Origin of the sequence: Dellaglioa kimchii (genome assembly GCF_046115505.1) — a bacterium.
Taxonomy (GTDB): domain Bacteria; phylum Bacillota; class Bacilli; order Lactobacillales; family Lactobacillaceae; genus Dellaglioa; species Dellaglioa kimchii.
The window spans coordinates 301,216-318,728 of record NZ_CP170736.1; the positions used below are offsets into that span (position 1 = coordinate 301,216).

The 17,513-nt window shown below is 33.2% G+C and carries 17 protein-coding genes; all 17 read left to right on the forward strand.

Annotated elements, in window-relative coordinates; all coding sequences use genetic code 11:
* Positions 1–4: 4 nt before the first annotated feature.
* The 17 genes from ACE83Q_RS01460 to ACE83Q_RS01540 all read left to right on the forward strand — a co-directional run bounded on the left by ACE83Q_RS01460 (position 5) and on the right by ACE83Q_RS01540 (position 17,496).
* Positions 5–1,477, forward strand: a complete 1,473-nt coding sequence (locus ACE83Q_RS01460) for a UDP-N-acetylmuramoyl-L-alanyl-D-glutamate--2,6-diaminopimelate ligase (RefSeq protein ID WP_409022367.1) — start codon at positions 5–7, stop codon at positions 1,475–1,477.
* 21 nt (positions 1,478–1,498) lie between these two features.
* Complete coding sequence (mraY, locus tag ACE83Q_RS01465; RefSeq protein ID WP_409022368.1) at positions 1,499–2,464, forward strand: phospho-N-acetylmuramoyl-pentapeptide-transferase; 966 nt, start codon at positions 1,499–1,501, stop codon at positions 2,462–2,464.
* A 17-nt stretch (positions 2,465–2,481) separates the two neighbouring features.
* A complete protein-coding gene (murD, locus tag ACE83Q_RS01470; protein ID WP_409022369.1) occupies positions 2,482–3,858 on the forward strand; it encodes a UDP-N-acetylmuramoyl-L-alanine--D-glutamate ligase in 1,377 nt (458 codons plus the stop codon).
* 1 nt (position 3,859) lies between these two features.
* Positions 3,860–4,960, forward strand: coding sequence for an undecaprenyldiphospho-muramoylpentapeptide beta-N-acetylglucosaminyltransferase (gene murG, locus ACE83Q_RS01475; RefSeq protein WP_409022370.1), 1,101 nt, complete (start codon positions 3,860–3,862; stop codon positions 4,958–4,960).
* A gap of 18 nt (positions 4,961–4,978) precedes the next feature.
* Positions 4,979–5,827 carry a cell division protein FtsQ/DivIB gene (locus ACE83Q_RS01480; RefSeq protein WP_409022371.1) on the forward strand — a complete coding sequence of 283 codons (849 nt, stop codon included), beginning with the start codon at positions 4,979–4,981 and terminating at the stop codon, positions 5,825–5,827.
* Positions 5,828–5,947: 120 nt separating this feature from the next.
* Positions 5,948–7,264 carry a cell division protein FtsA gene (ftsA, locus tag ACE83Q_RS01485; RefSeq protein ID WP_409022372.1) on the forward strand — a complete coding sequence of 439 codons (1,317 nt, stop codon included), beginning with the start codon at positions 5,948–5,950 and terminating at the stop codon, positions 7,262–7,264.
* 17 nt (positions 7,265–7,281) lie between these two features.
* Positions 7,282–8,514 carry a cell division protein FtsZ gene (ftsZ, locus tag ACE83Q_RS01490; RefSeq protein WP_409022373.1) on the forward strand — a complete coding sequence of 411 codons (1,233 nt, stop codon included), beginning with the start codon at positions 7,282–7,284 and terminating at the stop codon, positions 8,512–8,514.
* A 32-nt stretch (positions 8,515–8,546) separates the two neighbouring features.
* Positions 8,547–8,960, forward strand: a complete 414-nt coding sequence (locus tag ACE83Q_RS01495; protein ID WP_409022374.1) for a cell division protein SepF — start codon at positions 8,547–8,549, stop codon at positions 8,958–8,960.
* Positions 8,961–8,981: 21 nt separating this feature from the next.
* Positions 8,982–9,275, forward strand: a complete 294-nt coding sequence (locus ACE83Q_RS01500) for a YggT family protein (protein WP_409022375.1) — start codon at positions 8,982–8,984, stop codon at positions 9,273–9,275.
* 6 nt (positions 9,276–9,281) lie between these two features.
* A complete protein-coding gene (locus tag ACE83Q_RS01505; RefSeq protein ID WP_409022376.1) occupies positions 9,282–10,064 on the forward strand; it encodes an RNA-binding protein in 783 nt (260 codons plus the stop codon).
* A gap of 19 nt (positions 10,065–10,083) precedes the next feature.
* Complete coding sequence (locus ACE83Q_RS01510; RefSeq protein ID WP_409022377.1) at positions 10,084–10,782, forward strand: DivIVA domain-containing protein; 699 nt, start codon at positions 10,084–10,086, stop codon at positions 10,780–10,782.
* 281 nt (positions 10,783–11,063) lie between these two features.
* A complete protein-coding gene (ileS, locus tag ACE83Q_RS01515) occupies positions 11,064–13,847 on the forward strand; it encodes an isoleucine--tRNA ligase (RefSeq protein ID WP_409022378.1) in 2,784 nt (927 codons plus the stop codon).
* Between the two features lie 118 nt (positions 13,848–13,965).
* Positions 13,966–14,940: a diaminopimelate epimerase gene (gene dapF, locus ACE83Q_RS01520; protein WP_409022379.1), complete on the forward strand. Its 975-nt coding sequence runs from the start codon at positions 13,966–13,968 to the stop codon at positions 14,938–14,940.
* An 82-nt stretch (positions 14,941–15,022) separates the two neighbouring features.
* Positions 15,023–15,946, forward strand: a complete 924-nt coding sequence (locus ACE83Q_RS01525) for an alpha/beta fold hydrolase (RefSeq protein WP_409022380.1) — start codon at positions 15,023–15,025, stop codon at positions 15,944–15,946.
* A gap of 27 nt (positions 15,947–15,973) precedes the next feature.
* On the forward strand, positions 15,974–16,534 hold the full coding sequence (locus ACE83Q_RS01530) for an NUDIX domain-containing protein (RefSeq protein WP_409022381.1): 561 nt from the start codon (positions 15,974–15,976) through the stop codon (positions 16,532–16,534).
* The gene (locus tag ACE83Q_RS01535; protein WP_409022382.1) at positions 16,527–16,784 is read left to right on the forward strand and encodes a DUF1328 domain-containing protein; all 258 of its coding nucleotides are present in this window, start codon (positions 16,527–16,529) and stop codon (positions 16,782–16,784) included. The genes ACE83Q_RS01530 and ACE83Q_RS01535 overlap by 8 nt, the downstream gene beginning before the upstream one ends.
* A 28-nt stretch (positions 16,785–16,812) precedes the next feature.
* A complete protein-coding gene (locus ACE83Q_RS01540; RefSeq protein ID WP_409022383.1) occupies positions 16,813–17,496 on the forward strand; it encodes a 5'-methylthioadenosine/adenosylhomocysteine nucleosidase in 684 nt (227 codons plus the stop codon).
* The last annotated feature ends 17 nt before the right edge of the window (positions 17,497–17,513 follow it).

Genomic DNA, 17,513 nt, shown 5'->3' on the forward strand with positions numbered 1-17,513 from the left:
AGATATGAGAGCAGATAAATTAATCCAAAGTTTAAAATTTAAACGAGTATCAACGGCGATTGATTCAGAGTTAGATATTAAGCTATTAACACAAGATACAAGAGAAGTTGTTGAAGATAGTCTATTTGTTGCTGTTGAAGGTTATACAGTTGATGGACATGATTTTGTGAATCAAGCGGTTGAAAAAGGCGCAAAGATTATTATTGCCCGTAAACCAGTTAATGTGTCGGTTCCTGTTGTGTACGTCCAAGATACAAACCGTGCGATGGCAATTCTTGCCGATGTATTTTATGGCGTTCCAAGTCAGCAGATGAGAATGATTGGCGTTACTGGTACAAATGGTAAGACGACTGTTACACATTTGATTGAACAAATTTATCGTGACTTAAATCAAAAAACAGGTTTAATCGGTACAATGTATCGTAAAATAAATGATACATTGTACCCTTCGAACAATACAACTCCAGATGTTATTACATTGCAAAGAACTTTAGCACAAATGAAACAAGAAAAAGTTGAAACTGTTGCAATGGAAGTTTCTTCACATGCGTTAGTCTTAGGACGTGTATGGGGTATTGATTTTGATATCGCAGTTTTTACAAATTTGACACAAGATCATTTAGATTTTCATAAAACAATGGAAAATTATGCACATGCAAAAAGTATGTTATTTGCTCAGTTGGGTAATCATTATACTGAATCAGGCGACTCAAAAGTGGCTGTTTTAAATTTTGATGACCCAGTGGCTCGAACGTTTACTCAGTTTACTTCTGCTCAAATATTATCTTACGGTATCGAAAATGATGATGCCATGATTCAAGCTAAAAATATTGAAATTAAGAGTCATGGAACTGAGTTTGATTTAATTCTATTTGGTGAAACAACTCATGTAACAATGCAATTAATCGGCTTGTTTAATGTTTATAATATGCTTGCTGCGTTTAGTGCTGCATATGCTGCTGGACTTGATGAAACACAAATTATTAAATCACTTGAAAAAGTGACTGGTGTTAAAGGTCGTTTTCAATTAGTACCTTCTAAAACGGGTATCAGTGTAATTGTAGATTACGCGCACACACCAGATGGGTTATTAAATGTCTTAGAGACAATACAAGATTTTGCACAAAATAAAATTTATTGTATTGTTGGCTGCGGTGGTGATCGTGATAAAGGAAAACGTCCTAAAATGGCCAAAATTGCTGCTGACCATAGTGATTACCCAGTATTTACTATGGATAATCCTAGAACTGAAGATCCTAAGGAAATTATGGCAGACATGCTGACTGGAATTCCAGAAAATAGAGCAACTGTTATAATGGATCGACACGATGCAATTGCTCAAACAATAAAAAAGGCGCAACCAGGAGATGTTATTTTAATTGCTGGTAAAGGTCATGAAGATTATCAAATTCTTGGTCGAGAAAAAGTGCATTTTGACGATGTTGAAGAAGCATCGGGAGCATTAAATAAAAAATAAGAATTGAGTGAGGATAAGACAATGACTAAACCAGAAATGTTTATACCGTTGGTAAGTGGATTCGCATTAACGTTTATGTTTATGCCATTATTTATTGGCTATTTTAGAATACGTAAACAAGGGCAAATGATTAGAGAAGAAGGACCAAAATGGCATGAGAAAAAGTCTGGTACACCAACAATGGGTGGATTTGTCTTTAATATTGCTATTATTATTACTGCAATTTGGACAGGTATATGGGCTAATTCTATGACACCAGCGATGATGATTATGATTTTCATCTTATTTTTATATGCTATTTTAGGATTTTGGGATGACAGTATCAAATTATTCAAACGACAAAATGAAGGTTTAAAGCCTTGGCAAAAATTATTGGGTCAAATAGTTGGTGGATTAATCTTCACCGTCGTTTATGTCCATGAACATTTGCCACTTGCAATTAATGTCTTTGGTTTTGGTGAGGTCTCAATCGGTATTCTTTATGCTGTATTCATTATTATTTGGCTTGTTGGATTCTCTAATGCGGTTAATTTAACTGATGGAATTGACGGTCTTGTTTCAGGTCAATCAATTATTGCATTCGGTGCATATGCAGTTGTTGCGCAAGTACAACAACAAAAGGATGTACTTATTTTTTGTTTATCTGTCATTGGCGCATTAATTGCGTTCATTTGGTTTAATCATAAACCTGCTAAAGTTTTCATGGGAGATATGGGATCGTTAGCATTAGGTGGTGCATTAGCAACCGTTTCAATTTTATTACACCAAGAACTATCACTCATTTTTATTGGTATTATATTTGTTTGTGAAACGGCAAGTGTTATTTTACAAGTAGCTTCATTTAAATTAACAGGTAAACGCATATTCAAGATGAGCCCAATTCATCATCATTTTGAAATGAGTGGTTGGAATGAATGGAAAATTGATATTGTCTTTTGGACTATTGGGTTAATTGCTGCAATTTTAACGTTACTAGTCATTTTATAAAGGGAGATTTAATTGGAATGAAAAATATTACGAATTATCAAAATAAAAAGGTTCTAGTTGTAGGTTTAGCAAAGAGTGGCTTGAATGCAGCCAAACTTTTAAAAGATTTAGGCGCATTTGTGACTGTGAATGATCATAAAAATATTGATGATAACCCTGAAGCTAAAGAGCTTTTGGCTGAAGGAATCAAAGTGATTACGGGCGGACACCCACTCTCTTTACTAGATGAGGATTTTGAGTTAGTCGTAAAAAACCCTGGAATTCCATATACAAATTTACTTATTGCAAAGGCAATGGAAAAAGGTTTACCTATTATTACAGAACCAGAGCTTGCTTATGAAATTTCTGAAGCGCCAATGATCGGGGTTACAGGAACGAATGGTAAGACAACTACAACGACGCTGATTTCATTGATGTTAAATCAAGAAAGAAAGCAAGGACGAGCATTTGTCGCTGGAAATATTGGTGTCCCATCTGTTGCCGTAGCAAAAAAGGCAACCAAAAATGATATTATTGTAGCTGAATTATCAAGTTTTCAATTATGTGGCATTGATAAATTGAAACCAGAAATAGCCGTTATTACTAATATTTATGAGGCACATACGGATTACCATAAAACTCGAGAAAATTATGTGAAAGCAAAAATGAGAATAACTGAAAATCAAGATTCTAGTGATTTTCTTGTTGTCAATTGGGATTTAAAAGAACTTCGTGAACTAGCTAAAACAAGTTCGGCTAACATTGTGCCATTTTCTAGATTAGATGAAATTGAAACAGGGGCTTATGTAAAAGACGGAAATATTTACTATCAAAATGAATTCATTATGAAATCGGATGAAGTTAATATTCCTGGTGAACATAACATTGAAAATGCGCTTGCAGCTATTGTAACTGCTAAAATTAAAGGTGTAACAAATACTGCTATTCAAGAAGTATTATCGACATTTACAGGAGTACGCCACCGTACACAGTTTGTTAGCGCATGGCATAATCGCAAATTCTATAATGATTCAAAGGCAACAAATATTGAAGCAACTGAAATGGCTGTAAAAGGATTTTCGAATCCAATTATACTATTAGCTGGTGGATTAGATAGAGGATTTACGTTTGAAAAATTGGTGCCTGTACTTAAAGCACATGTAAAAGCAATGATTGTTTTCGGTGAAACAGCTGATTTAATGCGAAATGCTGGAGAAGCGGCAGGTATTACTCAAATTAAGCAAGTCACTGATGTTGTTGCAGCTGTTCCTGAAGCATATAAATTAAGTGATAACAATGATATCATATTGTTATCTCCAGCAGCAGCTAGTTGGGATCAATATCCTTCATTTGAAGTACGTGGTGACAAATATATTGAAGCGGTTGAAAAATTAATGCAAGTAGAGGATAAATAAAATGAAAATTATTGTTTCTGGTGGTGGCACTGGCGGGCATATTTACCCTGCGTTGGCCCTTATTGAAGCGCTAAAAGTAAAAGATCCAACGGCTGAATTTTTATATGTTGGGACTGAAAAAGGACTTGAGAGCCGAATCGTTCCAGATAATGGAATTCCATTTAAAACAATTAAAATTCAAGGATTTAAAAGATCGTTATCAGTAGAAAATATTAAGACAGTCCAACTATTTTTAAAAAGTGTGAAAGACGCAAAGAAAATGATTAAAGAATTTAAACCAGACATTGTTATTGGAACAGGTGGTTACGTATGCGGTGCAGTGGTTTATGCTGCTGCTCGATTACATATCCCAACTATTGTTCATGAACAAAATAGTGTTGCAGGTGTAACAAATAAATTTTTGAGCCACTTTGTTGATAAAGTAGCTATTTCTTTTGAATCAGTTGCAGATCAATTTCCTAAGAAAAAAGTTGTTTTCACAGGGAATCCCCGCGCACAACAGGTTGTAAATGAAACAGAAATTGAAGCATTATCGCAATATGGATTATTAGATGATGTACCAACGATGTTAGTTTTTGGTGGTTCAAGAGGAGCTGCGAAAATTAATCAAGCAATGGTTGAAGCAATTCCTGAATTAAATAAAAAACCATATCAAATTTTATTTGTTACAGGTAACGTTCACTACGATAAAATTATGAATGATTTAAACGGGATAGAATTAAATAAAAATATTGTGATAAAACCATATTTAAATAATATGCCTAATTTATTAAGCCATATTTCTGTCATTTTAGGACGTGCTGGTGCAACGAGTATAGCAGAAATAACTGCACTCGGATTACCATCTATTTTGGTACCTAGCCCTTATGTTACAAATAATCATCAAGTAAAAAATGCAATGAGTCTAGTTGATAATAATGCAGCTAAGCTTATTACTGAGGATAAGTTAACGGGATCAAAATTGGTCATGGTTTCAGATGAAATGATGCTCAATACTGATGTGAGAAGACAGATGGCTAATAATTCACGTAAAATGGGTGTGCCCAATGCTGCAGATAATCTAATTAAGGTTATGGAAGATTTAATCAAAATTAAAGAATAAGTTAGGAGGCCAAATAAGATGTCAAAAAATAAATTCTTAAAAAGAAAAAAAGCTGAATTGACACCTTGGGAGGCCTTGCAAGAGAAAAAAAAGAAGAAAAATAAACGATTTGATTTTTTTGGAAACCCCAAAACAATTAGTGACCGATTACCAAAATTAAAAAAATATCAACATCATGCCCTAAAACAAAAATTAATTATTATAATTGGTTCGTTTCTGATTATTGGTTTAATTGCACTATATTTTATTTCACCATTAAGTAAAATACAAAATATTAGTATTTCAGGTGAAAAAACAGTTTCAAAAGTACAAGTAGAAAATGCTAGTAATTTACACATTAATGATCCATTATCTCACGCGTTTTTTAGAAAAAAAGCTATTTTAAAGGATATAAAAAAAGAATTACCACAGGTGAAGTCACTAACTGTTAGCCATAATAAATGGAATGGTGTTAAACTTTCTATTAATGAATATGATCTTGCAGGATATATTTATAAAAATAAAACATACTATCAATTATTTTTGAATGGGACAATTGGAAGTAAGAAATTTGACCAACCAGTGGGGAATTATCCTACGTATTCTAAGTTTAATCAAACAAATATATTGCAAAAAATGGTTAAACAATACAAAAAAATTCCGATGAAAATCAGAAATGGGATATCAGAAATCGATTATCAACCATCCAAAGTGAATAATCAACGAATATATATATACATGAATGACAGAAATAAAATTATTGCTAACATTGATAATTTTGCCGATAAAATGGCTTTCTATCCAAGTATTTCATCTAAAATGAAGAAAAAGGGTGTCGTTGATTTAGAAGTGGGTGCTTATTCTTATCCATATAATAAGAAAAGTTAACAAAGTTGGTATGGCCTATGGGATATCCTTTCTAAATCAGGTCTTAATGTGGTAAAATATGAGTACTATATCTTATAAAAAATAATATTAAAAGCAAGCTGTAAGGAGGTTCTTTTTCAGATGGGTAACGCAGGTATATATGTGGGGTTAGATATCGGTACGACATCAATTAAAGTTATCGTTTCTGAATACGTTAATGGTCAATTGAACGTAATTGGTATTGGTAATGAACGCTCACAAGGTTTGAATAGGGGAATTGTAGTCGATATTGATAAGGCTGTAATTTCAGTACAAAAAGCTATTAAACAAGCTGAAGAAAAAGCGAATATTCAGATTCATGAAGTACATGTTGGTATTCCTGCTAATTTATTACAAATTATTCCTTGTAACGGTATGATTGCCGTTTCAGATGAATCAAAAGAAATTACAAATGAAGATGTTGTGAATGTTGCGAGTGCAGCATTAGTTCAAAATTTACCACCAGAAAGAGATATCATCGATATTATTGCTGATGAATTTGTAGTTGATGGATTTGATGGCATTAAGGATCCTCGTGGTATGATTGGTGTGAGATTAGAAATGCATGGATCAGTTTATACTGGCCCAAAAACAATTATTCATAATTTAAAAAAATGTGTTGAAAATGCTGGGCTAACTATCAGAGAAACAATCGTGAACCCATTAGCACTTGCATCAGTTGCGATGTCAGATGGCGAAAGAGACTTTGGTACTGTACTTATTGATCTCGGTGGTGGTCAAACGACTGCTTCAGTGATTCATGATCATAAGTTGAAATTTACATACGTGGACCAAGAGGGTGGCGATTTTGTCACGAAAGATATCTCAGTGGTTCTTAATACATCTGTTGAAAATGCTGAAAAATTGAAACGCAATTATGGATTTGCTAATTCTGAGTTAGCATCAGAAGATGATGTTTTCCCAGTTGATGTTGTTGGACAAAGTGAGCCAATCAATATCTCTGAGAAATATTTAGCAGAGATTATTGAAGCAAGAATCTCTCAAATCTTAGATAAAATAAAAAGTTCATTAGATGCTATCAAGGCGTTAGAATTACCAGGTGGCGTTATCTTAACTGGTGGTCTTGCAGCTTTACCAGGAATTACAGAATTAGCATCAGAAATTTTGCAAGTTCAAGTTAAAACCTATGTCCCTGATCAAATGGGATTACGATATCCTTCATTTGCACAAGCCTTAGGATTGATTAATTATGCAGTCGAGCAAGATGAAGTCACATTATTAGTGAAAAGTGCAATGGGACTTGATGTTGATCAATTAAGTTATAATATTGTTGAACCAGATAACGAAAAACCTAAGAAGCAAGAAGTAAAAAACAAAGTTAAAAAAAATAGAAAACCAAAAACATCAGGAGATCCATTAAAATCAGTGAAAAACTTTTTTAATGAATTTTTCGATTAAATAGGAGGAAGTAAGTAATGGAATTTTCTTTGGACTCAAGTGAAGATAAAGGCGCAGTAATAAAAGTAATTGGTGTCGGTGGCGCTGGTGGTAATGCTGTTAATCGTATGATTGATGAAAATGTTTCAGGTGTCGAGTTTATTGCATTAAATACTGATGTTCAGGCATTGGAAAGCTCAAAGGCAGAAATTAAAATTCAATTGGGTCCTAAATTGACTCGTGGATTAGGTGCTGGTGCAACTCCAGATATTGGTAGTAAAGCTGCACAAGAAAGTGAAGAAGCAATTATCGAAGCTATTGATGGCGCTGATATGATTTTCGTTACTGCTGGAATGGGTGGTGGAACAGGAACAGGAGCTGCTCCTGTTGTAGCTAAAATTGCTAAAGATCAAGGCATTTTAACAGTCGGAATTGTAACACGTCCATTTACATTTGAAGGACCTAAACGTAGCCGTTTTGCTGCTGAAGGAATAGCTAATCTGAGAGATCAAGTTGATACATTAGTTGTTATTGCTAATAACCGTTTACTTGAAATCATTGACAAGAAGACACCGATGCTTGAAGCATTCCAAGAAACAGATAATGTTTTACGTCAAGGTGTTCAAGGTATTTCTGAATTAATTACATCACCCGGTTTAATTAATTTAGATTTTGCTGATGTTAAAACAGTGATGGCTGATCAAGGAACTGCATTAATGGGAATTGGATCTGCTACTGGTGAAAATAGAACTGCTGAAGCAACAAAAAAAGCAATTTCTTCGCCATTACTCGAAGTTTCAATTGATGGTGCAAAACAAGTTCTACTTAATATCACCGGTGGTGCTGATATGAGTCTTTTCGAAGCGCAAGAAGCTTCTGAAATTATTTCACAAGCTGCAACTGATGAAATTAATATTATTTTTGGAACATCAATTAATGAAGACCTAGGTGATGAAATCGTCGTAACAGTTATTGCAACTGGTATAGATGATGTTAAAGAAGAAAAAAAAGCCACAGTTCGTACACGAACATTACCAAGAACTGATGCACCTAAAGCAACATTAGCTGAAAAGCAAGAAGATCGTTTTGACGATTGGGATATTATGCATCCATCAAGTCAACCTGAAGAAAAAAAATCAACAGAATTTGAAAACGTTGAAAAACCAAGTTTTGATGTCTTTAAGAATGATATCAAAACTGATGATTTAGCAACAAATAATGATGATAGTTTAAGTACACCACCATTTTTCAGAAAACGACGTAAAGATTAATTAAATGAATCGATGGGGAGGTTACGGATATTATGGCTTTTGAAAAAATTGGTCGTTTTTTTGGGTTAGCTGAAGAAGATGATTTTGAAACTGATGATTACCAAACCGAAGAGTCTATGCGGACTTCGTCATTGAATCAAAGTAATAAAGTCGTTTCGATTAATGGTAAATATAGCCAACCGCAAAAAATTAATTTATTTGAACCTAGAATTTATTCTGATGTTAAAGATATTGCAACGCATTTAATGCAAAATCAAGCAATCGTCGTAAATTTTCAAAAAATGGATGAAGTTCAATCTAAACGGATTGTTGACTTCTTGTCCGGAACAATTTTTGCTATTAACGGAACAATTCAAAGAATTGGCGATAATATTTTTCTTTGTACACCAAACTCATTTACTGTTGAAGGAAATATGGCAGATAATATTTTTGAAAAATTCGAATAAAAGAAAAATCGAGGTATACAAATGATTGAGTTTATTACATTTCTAGCTAAAGTGATTACGTGGGCTTTTGATGCTTATGAGCTAGCAATTATCATTTACGTTTTAATGTCATGGTTTCCAGGCGCTTATAATACGCCGGTTGGCCATTTCTTAAGTAAAATTTGTCAACCATACCTTGCATTTTTTGACCGTTTTATCCCGGCAATCGGGGGTATTAGTTTTTCACCAATTATTGCGATAATCGCGCTAAGCTTCATCCAAAATGGGGTTATGGGACTTCTGACTACTTTAATTCGTCTTTATGTTGGAGGCTAATGATATATGAATGATACAATTTACCAACATTTCAGGTCCGACGAAAAAGAAATTATTGATACATTGTCAGATTATATCGAGCAAGCTAAATCAGAGTACAGGGCAGTTCTAACTCATTTTTTAAATCCTAGAGAGGCACATATTGCGACCTATCTATTAGGCCAAAATGACGAAATTAGTTTAAAATTATTTGGTGGCACGAAAGAAGCTGAACGAAAAAGATTACTTTTTTATCCAGCGTATTTCGATGTTCAAGATAGTGATTTTGATTTACAACTTATTGAAATTAAGTATCCAATAAAATTTGCTACCTTAAAACATGGACAAATTTTGGGAACTTTGGCTAATGTGGGATTAGATAGAGAAGTACTTGGTGATATTTTAACAGATGGTCAGCAATGGCAGGTTGTTGTTGAAAAAAAGATGGCTAATTATTTGATTAGTCAAGTTGATCGTATTGGTAAAATTAAGGTATCACTTGAAGAGATTCCTTTTTCACAAACAGTGAGTGTCACAGATGAGTGGCAATCGCAAAATGAATTAGTTTCATCGTTACGAATCGATTCAGTCATATCAGCTGTTTATAATATGTCTCGACAAAACGCCAAAAATTTAGTTAATTCTGAAAAAGTTAGTTTAAATTGGCAAGTTATTAATAAGCCTGATTATGAATTAGCAGAGTTTGATGTTTTGTCAATTCGTGGTTTTGGACGAATCAAGTTAGATTTTATTGCAGGTATGACTAGAAAAGATAAATATAAATTAGAGTTATCAATATTAAAAAAATAAATTTTGAAGGACGTGCAAAATGACTTTAAGTCCATTAGATATTCATAATAAAGAATTTAACGTAAAATTACGAGGCTATGATCAAGACCAGGTTAATGATTTTCTAGATAAAATTATTAAAGATTATGAAATAACGTTAAAAGAAAATGAAAATTTAACTGAAGAAGTTAAAACTAGTAATGAAAAGTTAGAATACTTTAATGATTTAAAAGATTCTTTAAATCAATCAATTATTGTTGCTCAAGAAGCTGCTGATCGCGTTAAGGTTAATGCTAAGCGTGAATCTGAAATTATTAATAAAGAATCACAAAAGCAAGGTCATGATATTATTGATGAAGCGAATGAAAAAGCTAAACATATTATTGATATGGCTTCAGAAAAAGCTAAAAAATTAGCTGTTGAGACTGATGACTTGAAGAAACAAGCACGTATTTTCCGTCAACGTTTAAAAGTTATGATGGAATCACAATTAGAAGTTGTTAAAAGTTCTGATTGGGACGAAATTTTAAAACAAGGCGAGACAAGCACATATTCTGAAATTCAAGACGTTTTAAAACGTGAAGAAGACAAAGAAAAACGTGAAGCCAAAGAAATAAAAGAATCAGTTAATAATAATGACGATATTGTTGTTACAGAAATTATTGCTGAATCAGATGCAAATGAAGATTCTGAGCAAAATGATCAAGATACAATGGTCATTTTCCCAGATAATAAATAAATTTGAGAATAACAATTATATGATACATTTTTAGCGAGTCGATGATAGTGGAAGGTCGATAATAAGTATTATATAATTTATCATCTCAACGATTTCATTAAACTGAAATAATCAAGTAAGTTTAATCGGCTTCATCTCCGTTATCACGATGATTGAGTGAAATTTAACGTTATATAATGTTAAGTTTCTAAATTTGGGTGGTAACACGAAGACTTCGTCCCTTGTAACGGGGTCTTTTTGTGTATAATGAAATAAAATAACTTTTAAAAGGAGTTTATAATATGAAAATGAAAGAAACCTTAAACTTAGGTAAGACAGAATTTCCAATGCGTGGAAATTTACCAGTTAAAGAAGCAGAACGTGAAGATGCATGGAGACAAAACGGTGTTTATGAACTAAGACAAAAGTTAAATGAAAAGAAACCAAGTTTCATTTTACATGATGGACCTCCATACGCTAATGGTAATATCCATATGGGACACGCTTTAAATAAGATTACGAAGGATATTATCGTTCGTTCAAAATCAATGATGGGCTTCAGATCACCTTTTGTTCCTGGCTGGGATACTCATGGCCTTCCTATTGAACAACAATTGGTTAAACAAGGTGTTGATCGTAAAACCATGTCAAAAGCTGCTTTTCGTGAATTATGTGAAAAATATGCTTTGGAGCAAGTTAATTTGCAACGCGAAGATTTTAAGCGTCTAGGCGTTGCAGCTGAATGGGATAGTCCATACATGACTTTACAACCTGAATTTGAAGCTGAAGAAATCAGAATGTTTGGTGAAATGGCTGAAAAAGGTTACATCTATAAAGGAAAAAAACCAATTTATTGGTCACCATCTTCTGAATCAGCATTAGCTGAAGCAGAGATTGAATACCACGATATTAAATCACCATCAATGTATATTACATTTGATGTAGTTGATGGTAAAGATATTTTAGATACAGATACAAAAATGATTATCTGGACAACAACACCATGGACGATTCCAGCTAATTATGGCGTCGCTGTACATCCTGATTATAAATATATCCAAATTAATGCTGATGGGAAAAAATATGTTGTCGCTGAAGAACGTTTAAATATTTTAAAAGAAGAATTTGATTGGAAAAATGTTGAAGTATTAAAAGAATTTTCTGGTCGTGATATGGAATATATGACAGTGCAACATCCATTATATGATCGTACATCATTAGTTATTTTAGGTTACCATGTTACTTTAGATTCTGGTACAGGACTTGTTCATACTGCTCCGGGACATGGTGAAGATGATTTTATTGCTGGACAAAAGTATAAATTACCTGTTGTATCTGTTTTAGATGAAAAAGGTGTCATGAATGAAGATGCGCCTGGATTTGAAGGTATATTTTATGATAAAGCTAATCCATTAGTAACTGATAAATTGAAAGAGAATGGTCATTTACTTAAACTTTCATTCTTTACGCATAGTTACCCACATGATTGGCGTACAAAAAAACCTGTTGTTTTCCGTGCAACGGCACAATGGTTTGCATCAGTAGAGATGTTCCGCGATGATATATTAAAAGAAATTGAAAAAGTTGATTTTAAAAACGAATGGGGTAAGGTTCGTCTTTACAATATGATTAGAGATCGTGGCGATTGGGTGATTTCACGTCAACGTGCTTGGGGCGTTCCATTACCTATCTTCTATGCAGAAGATGGGACACCTATTATTACACCAGAAACAATTGAACATGTTGCTCAATTGTTTGAAAAAAATGGATCAAATATTTGGTTCAAAAATGATGCTAAGGCACTACTTCCTGAAGGATTTACAAGTGAACATAGTCCTAATGGTGAATTTACAAAAGAAGAAGATATCATGGATGTTTGGTTTGATTCAGGTTCTTCACATCGTGGAGTGCTAAGTAAACGTGATAATTTAACGTATCCTGCAGATCTATATATGGAAGGTTCAGATCAATATCGTGGATGGTTTAATTCAAGTATTATTACATCCGTTGCAACTAATGGAATTGCACCATACAAACAGTTGATGTCACAAGGATTTGTACTTGATGATAAAGGACATAAGATGAGTAAATCGCTTGGGAATAGCATTTTACCAAGTAAAGTTATTAAACAATCAGGAGCTGAGATTATCCGATTATGGACAGCATCAGCAGATACATCTTCTGATGTCGCTGTTTCAATGGATATTTTAAAACAAGTCTCTGAAACGTATCGTAAGATTAGAAATACATTTAAATTTATTTTGGCTAATACAACTGACTTTGATCCAAATGAAAATGCAATTGCATTTGATGAATTGGCATCAGCAGATAAGTATATGTTAATTAAATTAAATACATTTTCAAAAGAGGTTTTGGATGATTATGCTGAATATGATTTCTTAGCAATTTACAAAAAAGTGATTACATTTATTTCAAATGACTTATCAGCATTCTACTTAGATATTGCAAAAGATATCGTTTATATTGAATCTGAAGATAGTTTTGAAAGACGCTCAATGCAAACCGTTCTATACCAAATTGTAACAACAATGGCTAAGTTATTAACACCTATCTTGCCACATACAACTGAAGAAGTTTGGGACTATTTGAAAGAACCAGAAGAATATGTTCAATTAAGTGAAATGCCAGAAGTTGCCCATTTTGATGGTGAAATTAAAATTGTTGAAAATTGGCAAGCATTCATGAAAATTCGTTCATATGTTTTAAAGGCTTTGGAAGATGCGCGTGATGCAAAATTAATTGGGAAATCATTTGAAGCAAAAGTTATTTTATATGTGAATGATTCTGATAAAGAATTACTTAACGTACTTGATACGGATATCCGTCAACAATTGATTGTTTCTGATTTAGAAATTTTATCTATTGATGATGTTCCAGAAGATGCAACTAATTTTGAAAACTTAGCTGTTAAAGTTGAAGTAGCTAACGGTGAAGTTTGTCAAAGATGTCGTATGGTTAAGACTGATGTTGGGGAAGATACTGCATTACCAACGCTCTGTCATCGTTGTGCAACGATTGTTGAACAAGGTTATCCAGAGGCAGTTACAGAAGGTTTTGAAAATTAAATATTTCAAAAAAGGAATAACGTTGAGTTATTCCTTTTTTTGAGTCAAATTGATTACAATCCTAAAAATATAGCGTAATATGTAAGGTATACAATTATAGTGAGAGCAGGTGTTAAATGTGGAATTAGTAAAAGTACATGGATCAGAAAATGATTTCTTTCTTTTAGATCAAACTAAATTAGAGACAGCATTATCGGATGAAAAATTAAAGCATTTAGCGATTCAAATGTGTAATCGAGAATCTGGATTACACGGTGGTTCGGATGGCATTTTAGTCGTTAATGAATCAAGTCATAATGGTGTTCTAGGTCGAATGAGAGTCATCAATGCTGATGGCACAGAAGCTAGTATGTGTGGAAACGGTTTAAGAACTGTTGGGCGCTACTTAGAAACTAAATTTGGACAAACAGAATTTAAAGTTGAGACAATGCATGCTGATTTAGATGTTAAGAAAGCACCAAATCTTCAGGCAGGCGTTGCAGCTTACAATGTCGAAATTTCACCTGTTAGTTTTGAGTCACAAACGTTACCAATGTTTTTACAAAGACAAACATTGGTAGATGAAATTATTCCTGAATTTTCACAAACGTTAAAGTTTTCAGCTGTCTCGGTACCAAATCCGCATTTAATTACTTTTGTTGATCATACAACGTTACAAGGACCGGAACTTGAAAGAATTGCCACTTATTTAAACGGTGAAAATCCGTATTTTCCAGATGGTGTTAACGTTAGTTTTGTTGAAAAATTAGATAATAAATCAATTTTTGTTAGAACTTATGAACGCGGAGTTGGGTTTACTAATGCGTGTGGAACAGCAATGTCTGCTTCGAGTTTAATGTTTGTTCTGTTAAGTGAAGGTAAAGTGCCATTTGGAACTGAAATTAATGTAAAAAATCCTGGTGGTATGGTTAAAACTGTTGTGCATCAAGATGAGAGTGGCAATTACTGGATGTCTCTAATTGGTAATGCAACTAATGTTGCGAATATAACAATTGAGTTAGCTGATGCTCTGAATGGTGATTTTTCTACGGCCAAATGGATATCAACTAATGAACAGGATGCTTATTTAAAGTTTATATCAAGTATTATGTAATTTTATGGGGGTAAAAGACATAAATGACTGTCTTTTATCCTTTTTTTAATTTAAAATAAAGGGAAACGCTTGAGGAAATTTAATGAAAAAATGGATTATTGGAATTTGTTTAATGCTGATAATAATTGGCCTTGTTATTTTTGGCGTTAGTTATTATTTATTTGAATATGCGGAGACACCAACCAATAAGGAATTTATTAATTCCGAACCCAAAAGTGCTGAGTTAAAGAAAGAATACACTTGGTTAAAACAAGTTAAAAAATTAAATTGGCAGATTAAATCTGAAGATAATTTAAAGCTTAAAGCAATTTATGTTCCTGCAGAAAGTAAAACTAATAAAACAATATTTGTTGCTCATGGATTTATGGGAAAGAAAGAAGAAATGGTCCGCTTTATTCATTTTTACCACGACAAAGGCTATAATGTTCTTGCACCAGATGCAAGAGCACATGGACAAAGCCAAGGTGATTATATTGGTTATGGTTGGTTAGAGAGGAAAGATAATTTACAGTGGCTTGATAAAGTAATTAAGTATCAAGGTACAGATTCAAAAATTACTTTATTTGGCGTTAGTATGGGTGGCGCAACGGTTATGATGTTAAGTGGAGAGAAAAAATTGCCTTCACAAGTTAAGGCAATTATTGAAGACTGTGGCTATACAAGTGTGGCTGATGAGTTAACTTATCAGTTGAAACAGATGTATAAGTTACCTAAAATCCCTATTATCCCTATTGCTAGTCTGATATCAAAAGTTAAAGCAGGTTACTCATTTTATGAAGCAAGTTCAATTAAGCAATTAAATCATAATAAGTTACCTGTGTTATTTATTCATGGTAGTGACGATAAATTTGTTCCGACTGAGATGATTTATCAAAATTATGCTGCGACAAGAGGACCTAAAGAAATTTTCATTGCACATGGTGCTAAACATGCTACGTCATTTACAAAATATAAAGTTGAGTATGAAAAGAAAGTAACTCATTTTTTAAAACAATATTTTAACTAGACAAAGTAAAATAACGAGGTTAATTAAATGAATTTAGAAGAAAAAGTTTTATCAGAAGAATTAATTTTCAAAGGACATGTTATAGAAGTTGTTAATGAGACGGTTAAACTACCAAATGGTGAACAATCAAATAGAGAAATCGTACATCATCATGGTGCTGTGGGTATATTAGCAATAACGGATGAAGAAAAAATTGTTCTAGTTAACCAGTGGAGAGCACCTATTAGGAAGACATCATTAGAAATTCCGGCCGGTAAAATTGATGGCGATGATCATAATTTAATCGAGACTGCAACACGTGAACTTAATGAAGAAACACGCTATGAAGCTAAACATTTAGCTGAAATATATGGGTTTCATTCAGCAATAGGATTCGCGGACGAATATTTAACGCTATTCTATGCGACTGGATTAGAAAATGTAGATAACGAGTTACCTCAAGATATTGATGAATTTTTAAATGTAGTCGAATTGACGTTTAATGAGGTTCAAGCTAAAATTAAATCTGGTGAAATAACTGATGTTAAAACTATTTTAGCGGTTAATCATTGGGAAATTGAACGATTAAAAGGTGAATTACATGGATGATGAAAAAAAGTTATCGAGAAGTGAATATCAGAGATTACAAGAATTAAAGAACAATCCTGAATTTCGACAAAAAGAACGTCAACGAGTTGAAAAGGAATACCAAGATGAACATCCAACAAGAAGCTCATCTTCAGAACAACCAGAAAAAACAAATAAAAAAAGTAAATTAAACCAATTTTTGAATTGGACAATTGTATTTTTAGTTATTGCAATTGTAATTGTATTTTTAATTTTATTCTTATTACCTTAGATATTAATAAAAAATGGAGGGCAACAACATGATTTACGGTATTTTATGTGCAATGGAGGAAGAAATTCTTTCACTTAGAAGTCATCTAGAGAATAGAAAAGATAAAGAAATTGGCGGGATTTCATTTTATACAGGCCAAATTAATGGAAAAGAAGTTGTTTTGGTTAGATCTGGTATTGGCAAGGTACAAGCAGGGATGACAACAGCCCTTTTAATTGCAGAATTTGGAGTAACAGCCGTCATTAATTCTGGTTCAGCTGGTGGTATTGGTAAGGGACTTAAAATTGGAGATGTGGTCTTAGCTACAGAAGTTGCCTATCATGATGTTGATGCAACAGCTTTTGGATATGAAATTGGGCAATTACCACAACAACCAACTAAATACTTGGCAGATACAAGTTTAAACGATGCAATTAAAAAAGCGGCTCAAGAAAATGACTTAAGTATAAAACCAGGACTGATTGTATCTGGCGATCAATTTATAGCAAGTCAAGCTCAGACAGACGTCATTCTTAATCATTTTCCGGATGCTCTTTGTAGTGAAATGGAAAGTGCCGCAGTTGGTCAGGCAGCACACCAATTTGGTATTCCCTTTACTATAGTTAGAGCAATGTCAGATGTTGGCGATGAAGAGGCAGGGCAAACATTTGACGATTTTATTATTGAAGCTGGTCAAAAGTCAGCACGAATGATTCTATCATTATTAAACTAAATTATAAGGAGATAAAC